General features: G+C 62.1%; 18 protein-coding genes. 17 read left to right on the forward strand and 1 reads right to left on the reverse strand.

Features of this window, described 5'->3' with window-relative positions; all coding sequences use genetic code 11:
* Nucleotides 1-1,827, forward strand: coding sequence for an ABC-F family ATP-binding cassette domain-containing protein (locus IB238_RS19500; protein WP_192250818.1), 1,827 nt, complete (start codon nucleotides 1-3; stop codon nucleotides 1,825-1,827).
* 502 nt (nucleotides 1,828-2,329) lie between these two features.
* Here IB238_RS19500 and IB238_RS19505 read toward each other — a convergent pair.
* Complete coding sequence (locus IB238_RS19505; RefSeq protein WP_192250821.1) at nucleotides 2,330-2,956, reverse strand: hypothetical protein; 627 nt, start codon at nucleotides 2,954-2,956, stop codon at nucleotides 2,330-2,332.
* 332 nt (nucleotides 2,957-3,288) lie between these two features.
* Here IB238_RS19505 and sdhC point away from each other — a divergent pair, with 332 nt between their 5' ends.
* The 16 genes from sdhC to IB238_RS19585 all read left to right on the forward strand — a co-directional run bounded on the left by sdhC (nucleotide 3,289) and on the right by IB238_RS19585 (nucleotide 19,113).
* On the forward strand, nucleotides 3,289-3,681 hold the full coding sequence (gene sdhC, locus IB238_RS19510) for a succinate dehydrogenase, cytochrome b556 subunit (RefSeq protein WP_192250824.1): 393 nt from the start codon (nucleotides 3,289-3,291) through the stop codon (nucleotides 3,679-3,681).
* Between the two features lie 10 nt (nucleotides 3,682-3,691).
* Nucleotides 3,692-4,072 (forward strand): succinate dehydrogenase, hydrophobic membrane anchor protein, encoded by a 381-nt coding sequence (sdhD, locus tag IB238_RS19515; RefSeq protein ID WP_192250826.1) that lies wholly within the window; start codon nucleotides 3,692-3,694, stop codon nucleotides 4,070-4,072.
* A gap of 6 nt (nucleotides 4,073-4,078) precedes the next feature.
* Nucleotides 4,079-5,920, forward strand: a complete 1,842-nt coding sequence (gene sdhA / locus IB238_RS19520) for a succinate dehydrogenase flavoprotein subunit (RefSeq protein ID WP_192250829.1) — start codon at nucleotides 4,079-4,081, stop codon at nucleotides 5,918-5,920.
* Nucleotides 5,921-5,938: 18 nt separating this feature from the next.
* On the forward strand, nucleotides 5,939-6,718 hold the full coding sequence (locus tag IB238_RS19525) for a succinate dehydrogenase iron-sulfur subunit (protein WP_192250831.1): 780 nt from the start codon (nucleotides 5,939-5,941) through the stop codon (nucleotides 6,716-6,718).
* Between the two features lie 238 nt (nucleotides 6,719-6,956).
* Complete coding sequence (locus IB238_RS19530) at nucleotides 6,957-7,493, forward strand: protease inhibitor Inh/omp19 family protein (protein WP_192250832.1); 537 nt, start codon at nucleotides 6,957-6,959, stop codon at nucleotides 7,491-7,493.
* 43 nt (nucleotides 7,494-7,536) lie between these two features.
* The gene (zapE, locus tag IB238_RS19535) at nucleotides 7,537-8,718 is read left to right on the forward strand and encodes a cell division protein ZapE (protein ID WP_192251336.1); all 1,182 of its coding nucleotides are present in this window, start codon (nucleotides 7,537-7,539) and stop codon (nucleotides 8,716-8,718) included.
* A 179-nt stretch (nucleotides 8,719-8,897) separates the two neighbouring features.
* The gene (gene mdh, locus IB238_RS19540; RefSeq protein ID WP_192250834.1) at nucleotides 8,898-9,860 is read left to right on the forward strand and encodes a malate dehydrogenase; all 963 of its coding nucleotides are present in this window, start codon (nucleotides 8,898-8,900) and stop codon (nucleotides 9,858-9,860) included.
* Between the two features lie 30 nt (nucleotides 9,861-9,890).
* The gene (gene sucC / locus IB238_RS19545) at nucleotides 9,891-11,084 is read left to right on the forward strand and encodes an ADP-forming succinate--CoA ligase subunit beta (RefSeq protein WP_192250836.1); all 1,194 of its coding nucleotides are present in this window, start codon (nucleotides 9,891-9,893) and stop codon (nucleotides 11,082-11,084) included.
* Nucleotides 11,085-11,101: 17 nt separating this feature from the next.
* A complete protein-coding gene (gene sucD / locus IB238_RS19550; protein ID WP_192250838.1) occupies nucleotides 11,102-12,004 on the forward strand; it encodes a succinate--CoA ligase subunit alpha in 903 nt (300 codons plus the stop codon).
* 148 nt (nucleotides 12,005-12,152) lie between these two features.
* The gene (locus IB238_RS19555) at nucleotides 12,153-15,149 is read left to right on the forward strand and encodes a 2-oxoglutarate dehydrogenase E1 component (protein WP_192250840.1); all 2,997 of its coding nucleotides are present in this window, start codon (nucleotides 12,153-12,155) and stop codon (nucleotides 15,147-15,149) included.
* 14 nt (nucleotides 15,150-15,163) lie between these two features.
* Entirely contained in the window at nucleotides 15,164-15,463 is a 300-nt protein-coding gene (locus IB238_RS19560; protein WP_192250842.1) for a YciI family protein, read from the forward strand.
* Nucleotides 15,464-15,513: 50 nt separating this feature from the next.
* Nucleotides 15,514-16,743: a 2-oxoglutarate dehydrogenase complex dihydrolipoyllysine-residue succinyltransferase gene (gene odhB, locus IB238_RS19565; RefSeq protein ID WP_192250844.1), complete on the forward strand. Its 1,230-nt coding sequence runs from the start codon at nucleotides 15,514-15,516 to the stop codon at nucleotides 16,741-16,743.
* 12 nt (nucleotides 16,744-16,755) lie between these two features.
* Nucleotides 16,756-17,169 (forward strand): MAPEG family protein, encoded by a 414-nt coding sequence (locus IB238_RS19570; RefSeq protein ID WP_192250846.1) that lies wholly within the window; start codon nucleotides 16,756-16,758, stop codon nucleotides 17,167-17,169.
* A gap of 43 nt (nucleotides 17,170-17,212) precedes the next feature.
* Nucleotides 17,213-17,854, forward strand: a complete 642-nt coding sequence (locus IB238_RS19575) for a LysE family translocator (RefSeq protein ID WP_192250849.1) — start codon at nucleotides 17,213-17,215, stop codon at nucleotides 17,852-17,854.
* Between the two features lie 3 nt (nucleotides 17,855-17,857).
* Nucleotides 17,858-18,364 carry a hypothetical protein gene (locus IB238_RS19580; RefSeq protein WP_192250852.1) on the forward strand — a complete coding sequence of 169 codons (507 nt, stop codon included), beginning with the start codon at nucleotides 17,858-17,860 and terminating at the stop codon, nucleotides 18,362-18,364.
* The gene (locus IB238_RS19585; RefSeq protein WP_192250855.1) at nucleotides 18,361-19,113 is read left to right on the forward strand and encodes an SDR family oxidoreductase; all 753 of its coding nucleotides are present in this window, start codon (nucleotides 18,361-18,363) and stop codon (nucleotides 19,111-19,113) included. The genes IB238_RS19580 and IB238_RS19585 overlap by 4 nt, the downstream gene beginning before the upstream one ends.
* The last annotated feature ends 12 nt before the right edge of the window (nucleotides 19,114-19,125 follow it).

Raw genomic sequence — 19,125 nt, forward strand, 5'->3', positions numbered from 1 at the left:
TTGGCACCGCCCATTCTGAAACTGGACGATACGTTCCTGAGCTTCGGCGGAACGCCATTGCTCGCCGGCGCAAACCTGCAGGTCGAGCCTGGCGACCGCATTTGCCTTGTCGGACGCAACGGTTCGGGCAAGTCGACCCTTCTGAAGATCGCCGCCGGCATCGTCGAGCCGCAGTCAGGCGAGATCTTCCGCCATCCTTCGGCAACCATCCGCTATCTCGAACAGGCTCCAGATTTCGAAGGATTTGCGACGGTTGCGGCCTATGCGGAAGCTGGACTCGGTCCAGGCGACGATCATTATCGGGTCACCTATCTGCTCTCCCATCTTGGGCTGACCGGCGAGGAGGATCCGAAGACGCTCTCGGGTGGTGAGGCGCGTCGGGCGGCGCTCGCCCGCGTACTGGCGCCGGAGCCGGACATCATGCTCCTTGATGAGCCGACCAACCATCTCGACCTGCCGACGATTGAATGGCTGGAAGACGAACTGACAAGGAGCCGCTCGGCGTTGGTCGTCATCTCCCACGACCGTCGGTTCCTCGAGAAGGTCTCCAACGCGACCGTCTGGCTCGATCGCGGTACGTCGCGCCGGCTAGACCGCGGCTTTGGCCATTTCGAGGCGTGGCGTGACCAGGTTCTCGAAGCCGAAGAACTGGAGCAGCACAAGCTCGGCAAGGCGATTGAGCGTGAAGAACACTGGCTGCGCTACGGCGTGACGGCACGCCGCAAACGCAACATGCGCCGCCTTGGAGAACTCCATGACATGCGTAGCCGCTACCGCGGCCACAAGGGTGCGCTGGGCACAGTCCAGGCAACCGCTTCGGACGCACAGGAGTCCGGCAAGCTGGTGATCGAGGCCGAAAAGGTGACCAAAGCCTATGGCGAGCGCACGATCGTCGCTCCCTTCTCGATCCGCGTCCACCGCGGCGACTGCATTGGTCTCGTGGGTCCGAACGGTGCCGGCAAGACGACGCTCCTTAAAATTCTGACCGGACAACTCGCGCCCGACAGCGGTACGGTCAAGCTGGGCACCAACCTCGAGATTGCCACCCTCGACCAGCGCCGCGACGAGCTGGACCTCGACGAGACGTTGGCGCACTATCTCACCGACGGGCGCGGCGAGAACCTGATCGTCAACGGCGAACAGCGCCATGTCACCGGCTATATGAAAGAATTCCTGTTCCAGCCCGAACAGGCCCGCACGCCGATCCGCAACCTTTCCGGCGGCGAGCGCGCCCGGCTGATGCTGGCGCGAATTCTCTCGCGGCCGACCAACCTTTTGATCCTCGACGAGCCGACCAACGATCTCGACATCGAAACACTGGACCTGTTGCAGGAGATCGTCGCCGGCTTTTCCGGCACGGTCATCCTTGTCAGTCACGACCGCGATTTTCTCGACCGGACGGTTACGTCGACGATCGCACCCGCGGACCCGGAAATGCCGGACGGCCGCTGGATCGAGTATGCAGGCGGCTATTCGGACATGATGGCGCAGCGCCGGGGGGCGCTCGAAGAACGGCGGAAGGCGGAGAAGTCGGAGAAGGCGAAGAGCGCAGATAGCGCTCCCGCCGCGAAGTCGGCCGAAAAGTCCAAGGGCAAGCTCTCCTACAAGCAGAAGTTTGCGCTGGAGAATCTTCCGAAGGAGATGGAGAAGGCGGCGGCCGAAATCGCCCGGCGCGAAGAGAAGATGGCCGATCCGGCGCTCTTCTCGAAGGATCCCGCTAGTTTCAACCGCCTTGCAGCCGAACTGGAAAAGCTTCGCTCCGATCTCATCGGTATGGAGGAGGAGTGGCTTGAACTGGAGATGCTGCGTGAGGAGCTGGAGGGTTAAGTAGTCGCAACTCTGTGGTGTCGTGGGCGGGTCCCTACTCGCCAGCCGTTGCCGCGACGGCTATGTTGACCTGGTGAATCACTCAGGGACGGTCGATGACACCGCAAACTAAGGCAACAGCGTCACTTCTCATTCTTGCCGGATTGTCGCTCGCGGCCTGTCGAAGCGGCGAACCTGCCGATCGTGCGGCGCCCAGTGCTGTAACGCCCGTCCCGCAATCGCAGATGTCGGCCCGTTGCATCGGCGAGGCAGCAAAGAAATTGAAGCGGCGCCCTCAGGACCTCCAGACACCGCTTCCGATCGAGGCGTCTGCGGACGGTTCTGTCGTTTACGGCCAATGGCCCGCCGAGGGTGACGTGGAGGGCACGTTCGAATGCCACTTCGACACAAGTGGTGTCTTCGTCAAAGCACACCAAACGTCCAAGTAATCAAGAGCGTGGAAATCTAGCCGTGATGACTATTGCGCGGTTTTTCGCGAGCCGGAAGATACCGCGCAAGCCGTTCAAGGGCGTATCACGCACACGCCTGCTTCAAAGCTGCAGCTTGACGCTTCCGTTTCCGGCGACACGATAATGACCTTGGCGTTGTTGGCTGGCCGGGCCGAGAGCGGATAGCCACCCTGACCGTCGCCCATGCCGTCGCCGTAGCCGTCGACATAGAAGTACATGCCGTTGCCGGGATCGTCATAGGCGGAGATGGAGCCGCCATAGAAGTTGTTGTTGAAGCGTTCGCGGTCGTCATACTGTCCCGCGTAATAAGGACGATACGGTCCGGCATAGTAGGGGCGCACGCGATTGCGCACACCGCTCCAGTTGCGATCCCAGTTGTTCCCGCCACGGTGCCAGGTGCGATTGAAATTCCAGTTGTTGCGGGCGCGCCACCAGCGGTGGTTATCGCGAAAAACCCTGCTGCTGGTCGTGATGCCCGTGATCACACTGCGGTGCCTGTTGCGGCGATCGCCGTCGTTCCGAGCCCGGTGGTTTCTCTTCCAAATGTTGCTGCGGGTCATGTTTCCGCCGGAGACTTCTCTATTGGAGAAGCCGCGATGGCTGCCGCCTTCATGGCGGTCCCGCGCCAAGGCCGGCAATGCAATGAGCGGGACAGTGACGGCGAGCGCGATTGCAGTCATGCAGGCTCTTGAAAACAGACTCATTCTGTTTCGCCTCCAGGTTACGCTGAACGGATCCTTGCAGCCACTTTTGCCCATTTTGACTGGAAAGTCACGGGTTTGGTTAATGTCCCGGTAATAATCGTTAACGATGGTTAACGGGCGCGGAGGCCCCTCAGCGTCATACTTTTGTCTTAATCGATTAAATTGATTTTGCAGTGCAATGACACTTGTGGTTCCGCATTCCGGCGATTAAACGTCGCACACACTGCATTGCGCACAAACTAAGTGCTATTCCGGAGTATTGATGTCCAGTTATCGGGGCGATTCTCCGGGGTTCCGTGAGGGTTCTGATGACGAATGTCACAAAAAGCCGGCCGCTCTCGCCGCATCTTCAGATCTACAAGCCGATTCCGACGATGGTTATGTCGATCATGCACCGCATCACAGGCGGCGCGCTTTATGTCGGCACGGTCCTCGTTGCCTGGTGGCTGATCGCAGCGGCCATGGGCGAAGACTATTTCAACTGGGTCAGCTGGTTTTTCGGCACCTGGATCGGCCGGTTGATCCTGTTCGGCTACACCTGGGCGCTGTTCCATCACATGCTCGGCGGCATTCGTCATTTCGTCTGGGACATGGGGCACGGCTACGACAAGCACTTCTCCACCAAGATTGCAATGGCCATGCCGGTCGCGTCCGTCGCGCTGACGGTGCTGACCTGGGTCATCGGCTATATGGTCCGCTGAGGAAACTGACATGGATATGCGTACACCTCTCGGCCGCGTTCGCGGACTCGGTTCGGCCAAGGACGGCACGGAGCACTTCTGGCGCCAGCGTGTAAGCGCGGTTGCCAACGTGCCGCTGCTTTTGTTCTTCGTCGGCTTCGTTGTTTGCTATGCCGGCGCGCCCTATGCGGAAGTCCGCGCGGCGCTGTCGCATCCGATCGTCGCGGTGCTGATGGGGCTCGTCGTTATCTCGGGCCTCTACCACATGAAGCTGGGCATGCAGGTCATCATCGAGGACTATGTTCATGCAGAAGGCTCGAAGATCCTCTTGCTCATGCTCAACACCTTCTTTGCGGCTCTGGTCGGCGGGCTCTGTCTTTTCGCCGTCCTGAAGATCGCTTTCGCAGGATAATTCATCATGGCACCGAACTCCTCGCCGGCGACGAACGGCAAAGCCTACCAGTATGTCGATCATGCCTACGACGTCATCGTCGTCGGCGCTGGCGGCGCCGGCCTGCGCGCCACGCTTGGCATGGCCGAGCAAGGCTTCCGCACGGCCTGCATCACCAAGGTCTTCCCGACCCGTTCGCATACCGTTGCAGCCCAGGGCGGCATCGCGGCCTCACTGCAGAACATGACGCCGGATAGCTGGCAGTGGCACCTTTACGACACCGTCAAGGGCTCCGACTGGCTCGGCGACGTCGACGCCATGCAGTATCTCGCCATGGAAGCGCCGAAGGCGGTCTATGAGCTCGAGCACTACGGCGTGCCCTTCTCGCGCAACGAGGAAGGTAAGATCTACCAGCGCCCGTTCGGCGGCCACATGCAAAATTACGGCGAAGGCCCGCCGGTACAACGCACCTGCGCGGTTGCCGACCGTACCGGTCACGCGATCCTGCACACGCTCTATGGCCAGTCGCTGCGCCACAATGCCGAGTTCTTCATCGAATACTTCGCGATCGACCTGATCATGTCGGCCGACGGTCGCTGCACCGGCGTCGTCGCCTGGAACCTCGATGACGGCACGATCCATCGCTTCTCCGCCAAGATGGTGGTTCTGGCGACCGGCGGCTACGGCCGCGCCTACTTCTCGGCGACCTCGGCGCACACCTGCACCGGCGACGGCGGCGGTATGGTTGCGCGCGCCGGCCTGCCGCTGCAAGACATGGAATTCGTTCAATTCCACCCGACCGGCATCTACGGCTCCGGCTGTCTGATCACCGAAGGCGCGCGCGGCGAGGGTGGCTATCTCGTCAACTCCGAAGGTGAGCGCTTCATGGAACGCTACGCGCCATCGGCCAAGGACCTTGCCTCGCGCGACGTGGTTTCGCGCTGCATGACGATGGAAATCCGCGAAGGCCGCGGCGTTGGCAAGAACAAGGACCACATCTTCCTGCATCTCGACCACCTTGATCCGGCCGTGCTGCACGAGCGCCTGCCTGGGATTTCCGAGAGCGCGAAAATCTTTGCCGGTGTCGACGTGACGCGCGAGCCGATCCCGGTCCTGCCCACCGTCCACTACAACATGGGCGGCGTTCCGACGAACTTCTGGGGCGAGGTGCTCAACGCCGACAGCGCCAACCCGGGGCGGATCGCGCCCGGCCTGATGGCGGTCGGCGAAGCTGGCTGCGCCTCGGTGCACGGTGCCAACCGCCTCGGCTCCAACTCGCTGATCGACCTCGTCGTCTTCGGCCGCGCCGCTGCGATCCGCGCTGGCGAGGTCATCGATCGCAACGAGCCGATCCCGGCGCTCGACAAGGCAGCCTGCGACAAGATCATGGGTCGCTTCGACAAGCTGCGCTACGCCAACGGCGGCACGCCGACGGCGGTCCTGCGCGACAAGATGCAGCGCACCATGCAGGACGATGCGGCCGTGTTCCGTACCCAGGAATCGCTTGAAAACGGCTGCCGCCGCATGAAAGAGATCTGGGGCGAGATGGCCGACATCAAGGTCACCGACCGCTCGATGATCTGGAACTCCGATCTGGTGGAGACGCTGGAATTGGAAAACCTGATGGCGAACGCGATCACCACGGTCGTCGGCGCGGAAGCCCGCAAGGAAAGCCGTGGCGCGCATGCCCGCGAGGACTACAAGGATGGTCCGCTCGGCGGCCGCGACGACGTCAACTGGCGCAAGCACACCCTTGCCTGGGTGAACGAAGCCGGCGACGTGAAGCTCGACTATCGCCCGGTCCATACCGACCTCATCGCCGAAGGCATCGATCCGCAAAAGATCGCGCCGAAGGCCCGCGTCTACTGATCCCGAGGAAAACTGGACATGGTTGAACTCGCTCTCCCGAAGAACTCGCAGGTCACCGAAGGCAAGGTCTGGCCGAAGCCGGCCGGCGCCACGAATACGCGCGAGTTCCGCATCTATCGCTGGAGCCCGGACGACGACAAGAACCCGTCGATCGACACCTACTATGTCGACGTCGACGATTGTGGTCCGATGGTTCTGGACGCGCTGCTCTACATCAAGAACAAGATCGACCCGACGCTGACCCTGCGCCGCTCCTGCCGCGAAGGCATCTGCGGCTCCTGCGCGATGAACATCGACGGCACCAACACGCTCGCCTGCACGAAGGGCATGGACGAGGTGAACGGGGCCGTGAAGGTCTATCCGCTGCCGCACATGCCTGTCGTCAAGGATCTGGTTCCCGATCTGACGCATTTTTACGCGCAGCACCGCTCGATCGAGCCGTGGCTGAAGACCGTCTCGCCGACGCCTGCGAAGGAATGGCTGCAGAGTCATGAAGACCGTCAGAAGCTCGACGGCCTCTACGAGTGCATTCTCTGCGCCTGCTGCTCGACTTCCTGTCCGAGCTACTGGTGGAACGGCGACCGCTATCTCGGGCCGGCCGTGTTGCTCCAGGCCTATCGCTGGCTGATCGATAGCCGCGACGAAGCCACCGGTGAGCGCCTCGATAATCTCGAGGATCCCTTCCGCCTCTATCGCTGCCACACGATCATGAACTGTGCGCAGGCCTGCCCGAAGGGGCTGAACCCCGCAAAGGCGATCGGCGAGATCAAGAAGATGCTGGTCGAGCGCCGGGTCTGAGATCTGGAAGACTCCGCATTTCAATGCCGGGCACAGGCCCGGCATTGTCATATCTGAAGCAGTATCGACGTGGGCGTGTCGGATTCGCTGAGGCTGGAGCAACATCGTCCATCAGTAGATCTCGCTAGCGGGTGGCGAAACATGATCGCCGACACTTGATTTAAACCTTTGATTCACGCTAATCCCGCCATTATTGCTGCGTAATCAATTGGTCCGACGAAGGGGCAGGAGTTTCGACATGCGGATTCACCATGTGGCAGGCGGATTGATGATGGCGCTCGCGTTGGCCGGCTGCCAGCGCACCTCGATGAGCGGCGTCGACACGCAGCCGGTCACCCCGCTGCAGGCCGCCCCGGTGGGCTCTGTGTCCTCGGGCCAGCTGCCTGATCCGACGACGAGCACCTCGCAGCAGTTCCCGGCCGCACCGACCACGGATACGGCGATGACCACGCCCGGCGGCGCCCCCGGGGACGATGCCGCCGCTGCCGGAGGGATGGACGTGAAGAAGGAATCGATGGTGGGCAACTGGAAGGTCGCCAACGGCCCGACCTCCTGCGACATGTTCCTCACGCTCACCAACCTCGGCTCCGGTTCTCGCGGCGGTACGCGCGGCTGCGCTGGTGAACTGACGCAAATGGGGTCCTGGGAAGTTGCCGGTAAGCAGGTGATCCTGAAGGATCGCAGCGGCAATCCGCTCGCCCGTCTCTACAAGTCGGCAGATTCCCGGTTCGATGGAACGACCACTGGCGGCCAGCCGATCAGCCTGTCGCGCTGATCACGGTTGATCCGATACACCACGGAGATTTGTTGCGGTGCCCATGAAGCAGGATTGGGACGGTGTTTCCGCTTATCCCGAGCATGGCGTTTCCGACCGGCTGAATGCGATGGTGGCTGCGGGCGACCTGCAGCCAGACCCGTTGCAGGCAGCAATGGCGCTTCGGTTCGATGCGCTTCTGGAGGCAATCCAGGCGCAGCGTCCGGCCCGCAAGTCCAGCGCGCTCGGTTGGCTCTTCGCCTCACGCAAGCCGGAAAAGTCCGTCGTTCCACGCGGCCTCTACATCTATGGCGGCGTCGGGCGCGGCAAGACGATGCTGATGGACATGTTCTTCGAACTTGTTCCGATCAAGCGCAAGCGGCGGGCGCATTTCCACGAGTTCATGGCGGATGTCCACGATCGCATTCACCAGCATCGGCAGAAGCTGAAGAACGGCGAAACCAAGCAGGCCGATCCGGTTCCGCCGGTGGCTGACGCCCTGATCGAGGAAGCGCGGCTGCTCTGCTTCGATGAGTTCTCGGTAACGGACATCGCCGACGCGATGATCCTGTCCCGGCTCTTCGGAGAACTGTTCCAGCGCGGCTGCATTCTCGTTGCGACTTCGAATGTCGAGCCGGACAATCTCTACAAGGACGGCCTGAACCGGGGACTGTTCCTGCCGTTCGTCGACCTCTTGAAGAAGTACGTCGACATCGTGGCGTTGGATTCACAGACCGACTACCGACTGGAGAAGGACGAAGGACTGCCGGTCTTCCGTTATCCGCTTGGTCCGGACGCCGATAAGGCAATGGACAAGGCCTGGCAACGCGAGACGGCGGGTAAGGAGATTTTGCCGACGTCCATCAGTTTCAGGGGGCGCAAGATCCCGGTGCCCGCTGCTGCGGGGAGGGTAGTCCGGTTTTCCTTTTCCGATCTCTGTGAAAAGCCGCATGGGGCGGCGGATTACCTCGCCATTCTCGAGCGCTACGATACCATATTCCTGGACCATATACCCCTCCTCGGTCCGGAACGGCGCAACGAGACGAAGCGCTTCATCAATCTGGTCGACACGATCTACGATCACGGCGCGCGTCTGTTCGCTTCTGCGGCATCCGCGCCAGAGGGGTTGCTTGTCGCGAAGAAGGGTACCGAGGGGTTCGAGTTTGACCGGACGGTTTCCCGGTTGATCGAGATCCGCAGCGTGGAATATGCTGAAAACCATCGCCGGCGGACGGCAGAATTGTGACGTATTTGCGGTCGTAATTCTTACGTTTACGTAAGAATTTTACGTTCTAACCGATTGAAAATTCTTACCCAAAAAGTAGTGGTTGATATTTTAACTGTTGGGCGCTAATCGGTTTTGCTGGACGGTTGGGCGTTTGCGGCGCCGACCTTTCGAACTTAGATCGCAAAGGAAGCACTTTCATGGCGCGCAAGAAGATCGCACTTATTGGTTCTGGAATGATCGGTGGCACGCTGGCTCATCTGGCCGGCCTCAAGGAATTGGGCGACATCGTCCTGTTCGACATTGCCGACGGCATCCCCCAGGGCAAGGGCCTCGATATCGCCCAGTCGTCCCCGGTTGAAGGCTTCAACGCTTCGCTCACCGGCGCCAGTGACTACGCTGCCATCGAGGGCGCGGACGTCTGCATCGTCACCGCCGGCGTCGCCCGTAAGCCAGGCATGAGCCGCGACGACCTTCTCGGCATCAACCTCAAGGTTATGGAGCAGGTTGGCGCAGGCATCAAGAAGTACGCCCCGAACGCCTTCGTCATCTGCATCACCAACCCGCTCGATGCGATGGTCTGGGCACTGCAGAAGTTCTCCGGTCTGCCGAAGAATATGGTCGTCGGCATGGCCGGCGTGCTCGACTCCGCTCGCTTCCGCCTCTTCCTCTCCGAGGAATTCAATGTTTCCGTCCAGGACGTCACCGCGTTTGTTCTCGGCGGCCACGGCGACACGATGGTGCCGCTCGCCCGCTATTCGACCGTTGCCGGCATTCCGCTGACCGACCTCGTCAAGATGGGCTGGTGCACGCAGGAGCGCCTCGATCAGATCATCCAGCGCACCCGTGACGGCGGCGCGGAGATCGTCAGCCTGCTCAAGACCGGTTCGGCCTATTATGCGCCGGCCGCGTCTGCGATAGAAATGGCCGAATCCTACCTGAAGGACAAGAAGCGCGTCCTACCGGTTGCCGCTCACCTCTCCGGCCAGTACGGCGTGAAGGACATGTATGTCGGCGTTCCGGTCGTTCTCGGTGCCGGCGGCGTCGAGCGCATCGTCGAGATCGACCTCAACAAGAACGAGCAGGAAGCCTTCGACAAGTCGGTCGGCGCAGTCGCCGGTCTCTGCGAAGCCTGCATCAACATCGCTCCGGCGCTGAAGTAATCGCTTCGGTCATCAGAGAGGACATTTTCCATGAATATTCATGAGTATCAGGCGAAGGCTCTCCTGAAGGGCTACGGTGCGCCGGTCGCCGAAGGCGTGGCGATCCTCAAGGTCGAAGAGGCCGAGGCTGCTGCAAAGAAGCTTCCCGGACCGCTCTATGTGGTCAAGAGCCAGATCCACGCCGGCGGACGCGGCAAGGGCAAGTTCAAGGAGCTCGGCCCCGACGCCAAGGGCGGCGTTCGCCTTGCGAAGTCGATCGATGAAGTCGTCGCCCACGCCAAGGAAATGCTCGGCAACACGCTGGTGACCGCGCAGACCGGCGAGGCCGGCAAGCAGGTCAACCGCCTCTACATCGAAGACGGCGCCGATATCGACCGCGAGCTCTATTGCTCGCTGCTGGTCGACCGCTCGGTCGGTCGCGTTGCCTTCGTCGTCTCGACCGAAGGCGGCATGGACATCGAGGCGGTCGCACACGACACGCCGGAGAAGATCCACACGATCGCCATCGATCCCGAAGCCGGCGTCACCGCTGACGACGTCGCCAAGATCTCCAAGGCTCTTGAACTGTCGGGTGCAGCTGCCGAAGACGCCAAGTCGCTCTTCCCGGCGCTCTACAAGGCGTTCGGCGAAAAGGATATGGCTCTCCTTGAGGTCAACCCGCTGATCGTCATGAAGGACGGCCACCTGCGCGTCCTCGACGCCAAGATGTCCTTCGACGGCAACGCGCTGTTCCGTCATGACGACGTCAAGTCGCTGCGCGACGAGACCGAGGAAGACGCCAAGGAAATCGAAGCTTCCAAGTGGGACCTCGCCTACGTGGCGCTCGACGGCAACATCGGCTGCATGGTCAACGGCGCCGGTCTCGCCATGGCGACGATGGACATCATCAAGCTTTACGGCAAGGAGCCGGCCAACTTCTGCGACGTCGGCGGCGGCGCCGGCAAGGAGAAGGTTGCTGCGGCCTTCAAGATCATCACTGCCGACCCCAAGGTCGAAGGCATTCTCGTCAATATCTTCGGCGGCATCATGAAGTGCGATGTCATCGCCGAGGGCGTTGTTGCGGCCGTGCAGGAAGTCGGTCTGAAGGTTCCGCTCGTCGTGCGCCTCGAAGGCACGAACGTCGAGCTCGGCAAGAAGATCCTGAACGAGTCGGGTCTGGCCATCACGGCAGCTGACGATCTGGACGATGCTGCCAAGAAGATCGTCGCGGCGATCAACGGCTAATTGAAGGACCTGTACTTATGTCGATTCTCGTCAACAAGAACACCAAGGTCCTCGTTCAGGGCCTGACCGGCAAAACCGGCACCTTCCATACCGAGCAGGCGCTGGCCTACTACGGCACGCAGATGGTCGGCGGTATCCACCCGAAGAAGGGCGGCGAAACCTGGACCGGTTCCAAGGGCGAAACCCTGCCGATCTTCGCTTCCGTTGCCGAAGGCAAGGAAAAGACCGGCGCCGACGCGACCGTGATCTACGTCCCGCCGGCAGGCGCCGCAGACGCGATCATCGAAGCGATCGACGCCGAGATCCCCTTCATCACCTGCATCACGGAAGGCATTCCTGTGATGGACATGGTGCGCGTGAAGGCTCGCCTCGACCGCTCCAAGTCCCGCCTTCTCGGCCCGAACTGCCCCGGCATCCTGACGCCGGAAGAATGCAAGATCGGCATCATGCCCGGTTCGATCTTCCGCAAGGGTTCTGTCGGTATCGTATCCCGTTCGGGCACGCTGACCTATGAAGCCGTGTTCCAGACCTCGAATGAAGGTCTTGGCCAGACGACGGCTGTCGGCATCGGCGGCGATCCGGTCAAGGGCACGGAGTTCATCGACGTGCTGGAGATGTTCCTTGCCGACGACGCCACGACCTCGATCATCATGATCGGCGAAATCGGGGGCTCGGCGGAAGAAGATGCGGCACAGTTCCTCATCGACGAAGCCAAGAAGGGCCGCAAGAAGCCGATGGCCGGCTTCATCGCCGGTCGTACGGCGCCGAAGGGTCGCACGATGGGCCACGCCGGCGCTGTCGTTTCCGGCGGCAAGGGCGATGCGGAATCCAAGATCGCGGCGATGGAAGCGGCAGGCATCAAGGTGTCGCCGTCTCCGGCACGCCTCGGCAAGACCCTCGTCGAAGTCCTGAAGGGCTGAGGCGAACTCGACCGGTCAAGCGCCGGTCATTCTTCAAGGTCGCCCGGACCCGCCATTGGTGTGGGTCCGGGCGGGCGTGTCTCCCGGATTTTAAGGATCGGGAGCGAATTCTTTAGTCAGGAGGCGGGCGCGGCGCCCGCAAGTGGCCATGGCAAGACAAGACGCCAACGAGCAGTTTCAGGTGACTTCGTTCCTCGACGGAGCCAATGCCAATTATATCGAGCAGCTCTATGCCCGTTTCGAGCAGGACCCGTCTTCGGTGTCGCCGGAATGGCAGGGCTTCTTCAGGGGGCTGGACGACCAGCCTGCCGATATCCAGAAGGCGGCGCAGGGCGCGTCGTGGAAGAAGTCGAACTGGCCGATCGCCGCCAATGGCGAGCTTGTATCGGCACTCGACGGCGACTGGGGTACGGTCGAGAAGACGATCGAAAAGAAGGTCAAGGCAAAGGCCGAGGCCGTCGCGGCTCAGACCGGCGCGCCGGTCAGCGCCAGTGAAGTGGAGCAGTCGACCCGCGATTCCGTTCGCGCCATCATGATGATCCGCGCCTATCGCATGCGCGGCCACCTGCACGCCAACCTCGATCCGCTCGGCCTTGCCGATCCGGTCGAGGACTATAACGAGCTCTCCCCGTCGGCCTATGGCTTCACCGAAGCCGACTACGGCCGCAAGATCTTCATCGACAACGTGCTCGGGCTCGAATACGCGACCATCCCGCAGATGATCGAGATCCTGAAGCGCACCTATTGCTCGACGCTTGGCGTCGAGTTCATGCACATCTCCGATCCGGAAATCAAAGCCTGGATCCAGGCCCGCATCGAAGGTCCGGACAAGGGTGTCGACTTCACGCCGGAAGGCAAGAGGGCGATCCTCTCCAAGCTAATCGAGGCGGAAGGCTTCGAGCAGTTCATCGACGTGAAGTACAAGGGCACCAAGCGCTTCGGTCTCGACGGCGGTGAATCGCTGATTCCGGCGCTGGAGCAGCTGATCAAGCGCGGCGGCCAGCTCGGTCTGAAGGAAGTCGTGCTCGGCATGGCCCATCGCGGCCGTCTGAACGTGCTTTCCCAGGTGATGGCAAAGCCGCACCGGGCGATCTTCCACGAGTTCAAGGGCGGTTCCTATGCGCCCGACGACGTGGAAGGTTCGGGCGACGTTAAATACCACCTCGGCGCTTCGTCGGACCGCGAGTTCGACAACAACAAGGTCCACCTATCACTGACGGCGAACCCCTCGCACCTGGAAATCGTCAACCCTGTGGTTATGGGCAAGGCCCGCGCCAAGCAGGACCAGATGGCGACGATCTACGAAGGCGACATCATTCCGCTGCGCGAGCGCGTCAAGGTGATGCCGTTGCTCATCCATGGCGATGCGGCCTTCGCCGGCCAGGGCGTCATCTCGGAAATTCTTGGCCTTTCCGGCCTCCGTGGTTATCGCGTCGCCGGTACGGTCCACTTCATCATCAACAACCAGATTGGCTTCACCACCAATCCGGCCTTCTCGCGCTCGTCGCCCTATCCGTCCGACGTTGCCAAGATGATCGAGGCGCCGATCTTCCACGTGAACGGCGACGATCCGGAAGCGGTCGTCTACGCGGCCAAGGTTGCGACCGAATACCGGATGAAGTTCCACAAGCCGGTCGTCGTCGACATGTTCTGCTACCGCCGCTTCGGCCACAACGAAGGCGACGAGCCGGCGTTCACCCAGCCGAAGATGTACAAGGCGATCCGCGCCCACAAGACGGTCGTACAGCTCTACGCGGAGCGACTGATCGCCGAGGGCTTGATCAGCGACGGCGAAGTGGAAAAGATGCGGGCGGACTGGCGCGCCAAGCTCGAGCAGGAGTTCGAGGCCGGCCAGTCCTACAAGCCGAACAAGGCCGACTGGCTGGACGGTGTCTGGTCGGGCCTGCGTGCCGCTGACAATGCCGACGAGCAGCGCCGCGGCAAGACGTCGGTGCCGATGAAGCAACTGAAGGAAATCGGCCGCAAGCTTTCGACCATTCCGGAAGGCTTCAAGGCGCACCGCACCATCCAGCGCTTCATGGACAACCGGGCGCAGATGGTCGAGACGGGCGAAGGTCTCGATTGGGCAATGGCCGAGGCTCTTGCCTTCGGTACGCTCTGCCTCGACGGTCACAAGATCCGCCTCTCCGGTCAGGATTGCGAGCGTGGCACCTTCTCGCAGCGCCATTCGGTGCTCTACGATCAGGAGACCGAAGAGCGCTACATTCCGCTTGCCAATCTCTCGCCGACCCAGGCCCGCTACGAAGTCATCAACTCGATGCTCTCGGAAGAGGCGGTGCTCGGCTTCGAGTATGGCTACTCGCTGGCGCGTCCGAACGCGCTGACGCTCTGGGAAGCGCAGTTCGGCGACTTTGCCAACGGTGCCCAGGTCGTGTTCGACCAGTTCATCTCTTCGGGTGAACGCAAGTGGCTGCGCATGTCGGGTCTCGTCTGCCTCCTGCCGCATGGCTATGAGGGCCAGGGTCCGGAGCACTCGTCTGCCCGCCTCGAGCGCTTCCTGCAGCTTTGTGCGGAAGACAACATGCAGGTGGCCTATTGCACGACGCCGGCAAACTACTTCCACATCCTGCGCCGGCAGATGCGGCGCGACTTCCGCAAGCCGCTGGTTCTGATGACGCCGAAATCGCTTCTGCGTCACAAGCGGGCGGTCTCCAGCCTGTCGGAACTTGCCGGCGAAAGCTCGTTCCACCGTCTGTTGTGGGACGATGCCGAAGTGATCAAGGACGGCCCGATCAAGCTGCAGAAGGACGCCAAGATCCGGCGCGTCGTCATGTGCTCCGGCAAGGTCTACTACGACCTTCTGGAAGAGCGTGAGAAGCGCGGCATCGACGACGTCTATCTGCTGCGTCTGGAACAGCTCTATCCGTTCCCTGCCAAGGCGCTCATCAACGAGCTGTCGCGGTTCCGCAATGCGGAGATGGTCTGGTGCCAGGAAGAGCCGAAGAACATGGGCGCCTGGTCCTTCATCGATCCGTATCTGGAATGGGTTCTCGCCCATATCGATGCCAAGCACCAGCGCGTCCGCTACACCGGTCGTCCGGCCTCGGCATCACCGGCAACGGGTCTGATGTCCAAGCATCTTGAACAGCTGGCCGCATTCCTCGAGGATGCGCTCGGCGGCTAAGGGGAGGTGGCGCGATGGCATATTTCCACTTGAGACTTGTGCCGCCGCGCCCGACATTCCCGCACGATGGGAGCGAAAAGGAGATGGAAGCCATGGACAGGCACGCCAGTTACTGGCGTGAGAAGGCTGCGGAGCGAACGGCAATCGCCGTCGGTCCGGTCTTCGACGCCGAAGGCGCCTGGGGCATGGCGGTGGTCGAGGTCGATAACGAGGCGGCAGCGAGGGCTGTTGCCGACAACGATCCGGTCATCCTTGCACATCTCGGCTTTCATTTCCGCGTGTCGCCCATGCCGTCCCTGATCCTCCGGTCGTGAGGCCGGATCCGTCACAGAATTCAACCATTCAACATTTCAGGACTTGAACAATGGCTACTGAAATCCGCGTCCCGACCCTCGGTGAATCCGTCAGCGAAGCCACCGTCGGCACCTGGTTCAAGAAGGTCGGCGATGTCGTCAAGGCCGACGAACCGATCGTCGAACTCGAAACCGACAAGGTAACGGTCGAAGTGCCGGCACCGGCTTCTGGTGTGCTTTCCGAAATCCTCGCCGCCAATGGTGAGACCGTCGGCCTCGGCGCGCTGCTCGGCCAGATCGCCGAGGGTGCTGCTGCCGGCGCTGCCGCAACTGCTCCCGCTGTCAAGGCGGCCGAGCCTGTCGCTGCCGCCGCCCCGGCTGCATCTGCCGCGGCTGTGTCCTCCATGCCGCCGGCTCCGGCTGCAGCGAAGATGCTGGCTGAAAAGAATCTGTCGGCCGATCAGGTCGATGGCTCCGGCAAGCGCGGCCAGGTGCTGAAGGGTGACGTGATCGCCGCCGTCGCCAAGGGCATTTCGGCGCCGTCCGCCCCGGCCCAGCCGATCAGCATCCAGGCCCGCGCCCCGTCGTCGGAATCCGACGCGCCGCGCGAGGAACGCGTGAAGATGACGCGCCTGCGCCAGACGATCGCCAAGCGCCTGAAGGACGCGCAAAACACCGCCGCCATGCTGACCACCTACAACGAGGTGGACATGAAGGCGGTCATGGACCTGCGCAGCCGTTACAAGGACATCTTCGAGAAGAAGCATGGCGTGAAGCTCGGCTTCATGGGCTTCTTCACCAAAGCCGTCACCCACGCGCTGAAGGAACTGCCGGCTGTCAACGCCGAGATCGACGGCACCGACATCATCTACAAGAATTTCTGCCACATCGGTGTCGCCGTCGGTACCGACAAGGGCCTCGTCGTTCCGATCGTGCGCGATGCCGACCAGATGTCGATCGCCGAGATCGAGAAGGAAATCGGCCGCCTCGGCAAGGCAGCCCGTGACGGCCAGCTCTCGATGGCCGACATGCAGGGCGGCACCTTCACGATCTCGAATGGCGGCGTCTATGGCTCGCTGATGTCTTCGCCGATCCTGAATGCGCCGCAGTCGGGCATCCTCGGCATGCACAAGATCCAGGAGCGTCCGGTTGTTGTCGGCGGCCAGATCGTCATCCGCCCGATGATGTATCTCGCACTTTCCTATGACCACCGCATCGTCGACGGCAAGGAAGCCGTCACCTTCCTCGTGCGCGTCAAGGAGAGCCTGGAAGATCCGGAGCGCCTGGTTCTCGACCTCTAAGGACAGGCCACCATGGACGCAGCAGCGCTCGCCGCTTCCCCTTTCGTCACGCTTGTGGCGTGGAGCGCGGTGTTGCTCGTCCTTCAGGTCGCGCTGCAGGGTTTTCTGTCCACGCGCGACCTTGGGTCCAAGTGGAACGCGGGACCGCGCGACGGCGCGCCCAAACCGGTCGGCGTGCTGGCCGGACGGGCGGAACGGGCCTCGGCCAACCTGCGCGAAACCTACCCAGCCTTCGTCGGCATGGCGTTGGCGCTCGCGCTGGTCGGTGATCCGTCCGGCTGGGGTTACAGGGGCGCGCTGGCCTGGTTTACCTGTCGCATCCTCTATATTCCGCTCTATCTCGCGGGTATTGCCTATATCCGTTCACTGGTATGGCTCGGTGCTCTTGCCGGGCTCTTCTGCATGTTCGTTGCCCTCGTTCTATGATCGACGCGTTGCGACCGCAGCGCGCACGAACCGGAGACCTGAGATGCATACCTATCTGATCGAGCTTGCTTCGCTGATGGCGATCTTTTCCTTCGCCATCGTCTCCCCAGGCGCGGACCTCGCCATGGTGATGCGCCAGTCGATCGTACACGGCCGCAGGTCGGCGATCATCACGTCGTTCGGTATCGGTACGTCGCTGATGGTCCATGTCACCTACACGATCCTCGGGCTGGGGCTGATCATTTCCCAGTCGATCTATCTCTTCAACATCGTCAAGTGGTGCGGCGTCGCCTATCTCATCTACATCGGCGTCAAGGCCCTGCGCGCCGGCAAGACCGAAATTGACGCTGGGATGGGGTCTGACATTACGCCCGCCAAGCGCCAGTCGGCGCTGAAGGCGTTCAGCCTCGGCTTCATGGCCAATGTGCTCAATCCCAAGGCGGTGTTCTTCTTCCTGTCGATCTTCTCGACTGTCGTCAGCGCGCACACGCCGATGATGGTGAAGTTCGGCTACGGGCTTGTCATGGCGGCCTCCCTGTTTCTCTGGTTCGTCGGCGTCTCGATGTTCATGACGACGCCGAGGATGCGCGCCGCCTTCTCGCGCGCCAGCAAGTGGATCGACCGGACCAGCGGGGTTGTCTTCATCGCGCTCGGCATCAAGCTTGCAACGGAACGGGCGCACTGAGCCATGGTCTTTCGCACCCACATAGCGACATGGGTTCTTTCCGGGCTCCTCGCAAGCACAGCCGTCGCGGCGGAGTGCAAGCAGGAGCGCGCGATTTACACGGACCGCGACGGTGCGTACGAACTCGCCTTCGAGCCGGTCGGCTCCGCGGCTGCAGCCGTGACGCACCGTTTCAAGGTGAAGGCTCTGAAGGGCGATCTCCTGCTCGACGGAAACATCATGATGGGTGACGAGGTGGTCCGCTCGATCGGCATGGTCATGCACAATTGCCCGGAAGGCGATGTCACCGGTGAGGAGATTGCCGCCTGCACCGTCTGGCAGGGCGTTATGTATCCGCTCGACCAGGCCGGGACGCCGTCCGAACTTGTCCCTGCCGAAGGAGCTGGCGCTGCGGACCGGCTGCTGCTTGCCGGCTTTGGTCCGGCGCTGCGCTTTTCCAATGCCTGGGAAGAAAAGAAGCTCTCCGTCGCGCCCTGGGACGTATTGACCTACAAGGGGTGCGCGCAGTGACAGACCATCCCGTCCTTCTCGTGACCGGCGGAAGCCGGGGTATCGGTGCGAGTGTCTGCCGGCTTGCCGCGTCTGCCGGATGGCAGGTGGCGGTGAACTACGCGTCGAATGCGGCGGCGGCGGACGCGATCGTCGCCGATATCCGCGCTGCCGGTGGTTCGGCGGTCGCGATCGAGGGGGATGTCGGCACCGAAGTCGGCCTCGCTTCGATCTTCTCGGCTGTCGATGCAACCTTTTCCCGGCTCGACGGACTCGTGAACAATGCCGGCATCATCGGTCACCCGGCCAGAGTCGACGAGATCTCGGTCGAGCGGCTCGACCGGATGTTTGCCGTCAACGTCATCGGATCGATCCGCTGCGCGCAGGAGGCGGTGCGCCGCATGTCGACCCGGCACGGCGGCAGGGGAGGGGCGATCGTCAATGTCTCGTCCATGGCGGCCCTGATCGGCGCGGCCGGCCAATACGTCGACTATGCCGCGACGAAGGGGGCGATCGAGAGCTTTACCGTGGGCCTGGCGCGCGAGGTTGCGGCCGAGGGCATCCGCGTCAATCTCGTCCGTCCCGGGATCATCGACACTGATATCCATGCGTCCGGCGGCCTGCCGGATCGAGCGGCCGAGATGGCGCCGAACATACCGATGCAGCGACCGGGCTCACCCGATGAAGTTGCGCAATCCATTCTCTATCTACTCTCCGACGCGGCATCCTATGTGACGGGTGCCGCCCTCAACGTTAGCGGCGGCCGGTAGCCGTCGCCCTCA

The organism is Rhizobium sp. ARZ01, from assembly GCF_014851675.1.
Classification (GTDB): Bacteria; Pseudomonadota; Alphaproteobacteria; order Rhizobiales; family Rhizobiaceae; genus Mycoplana.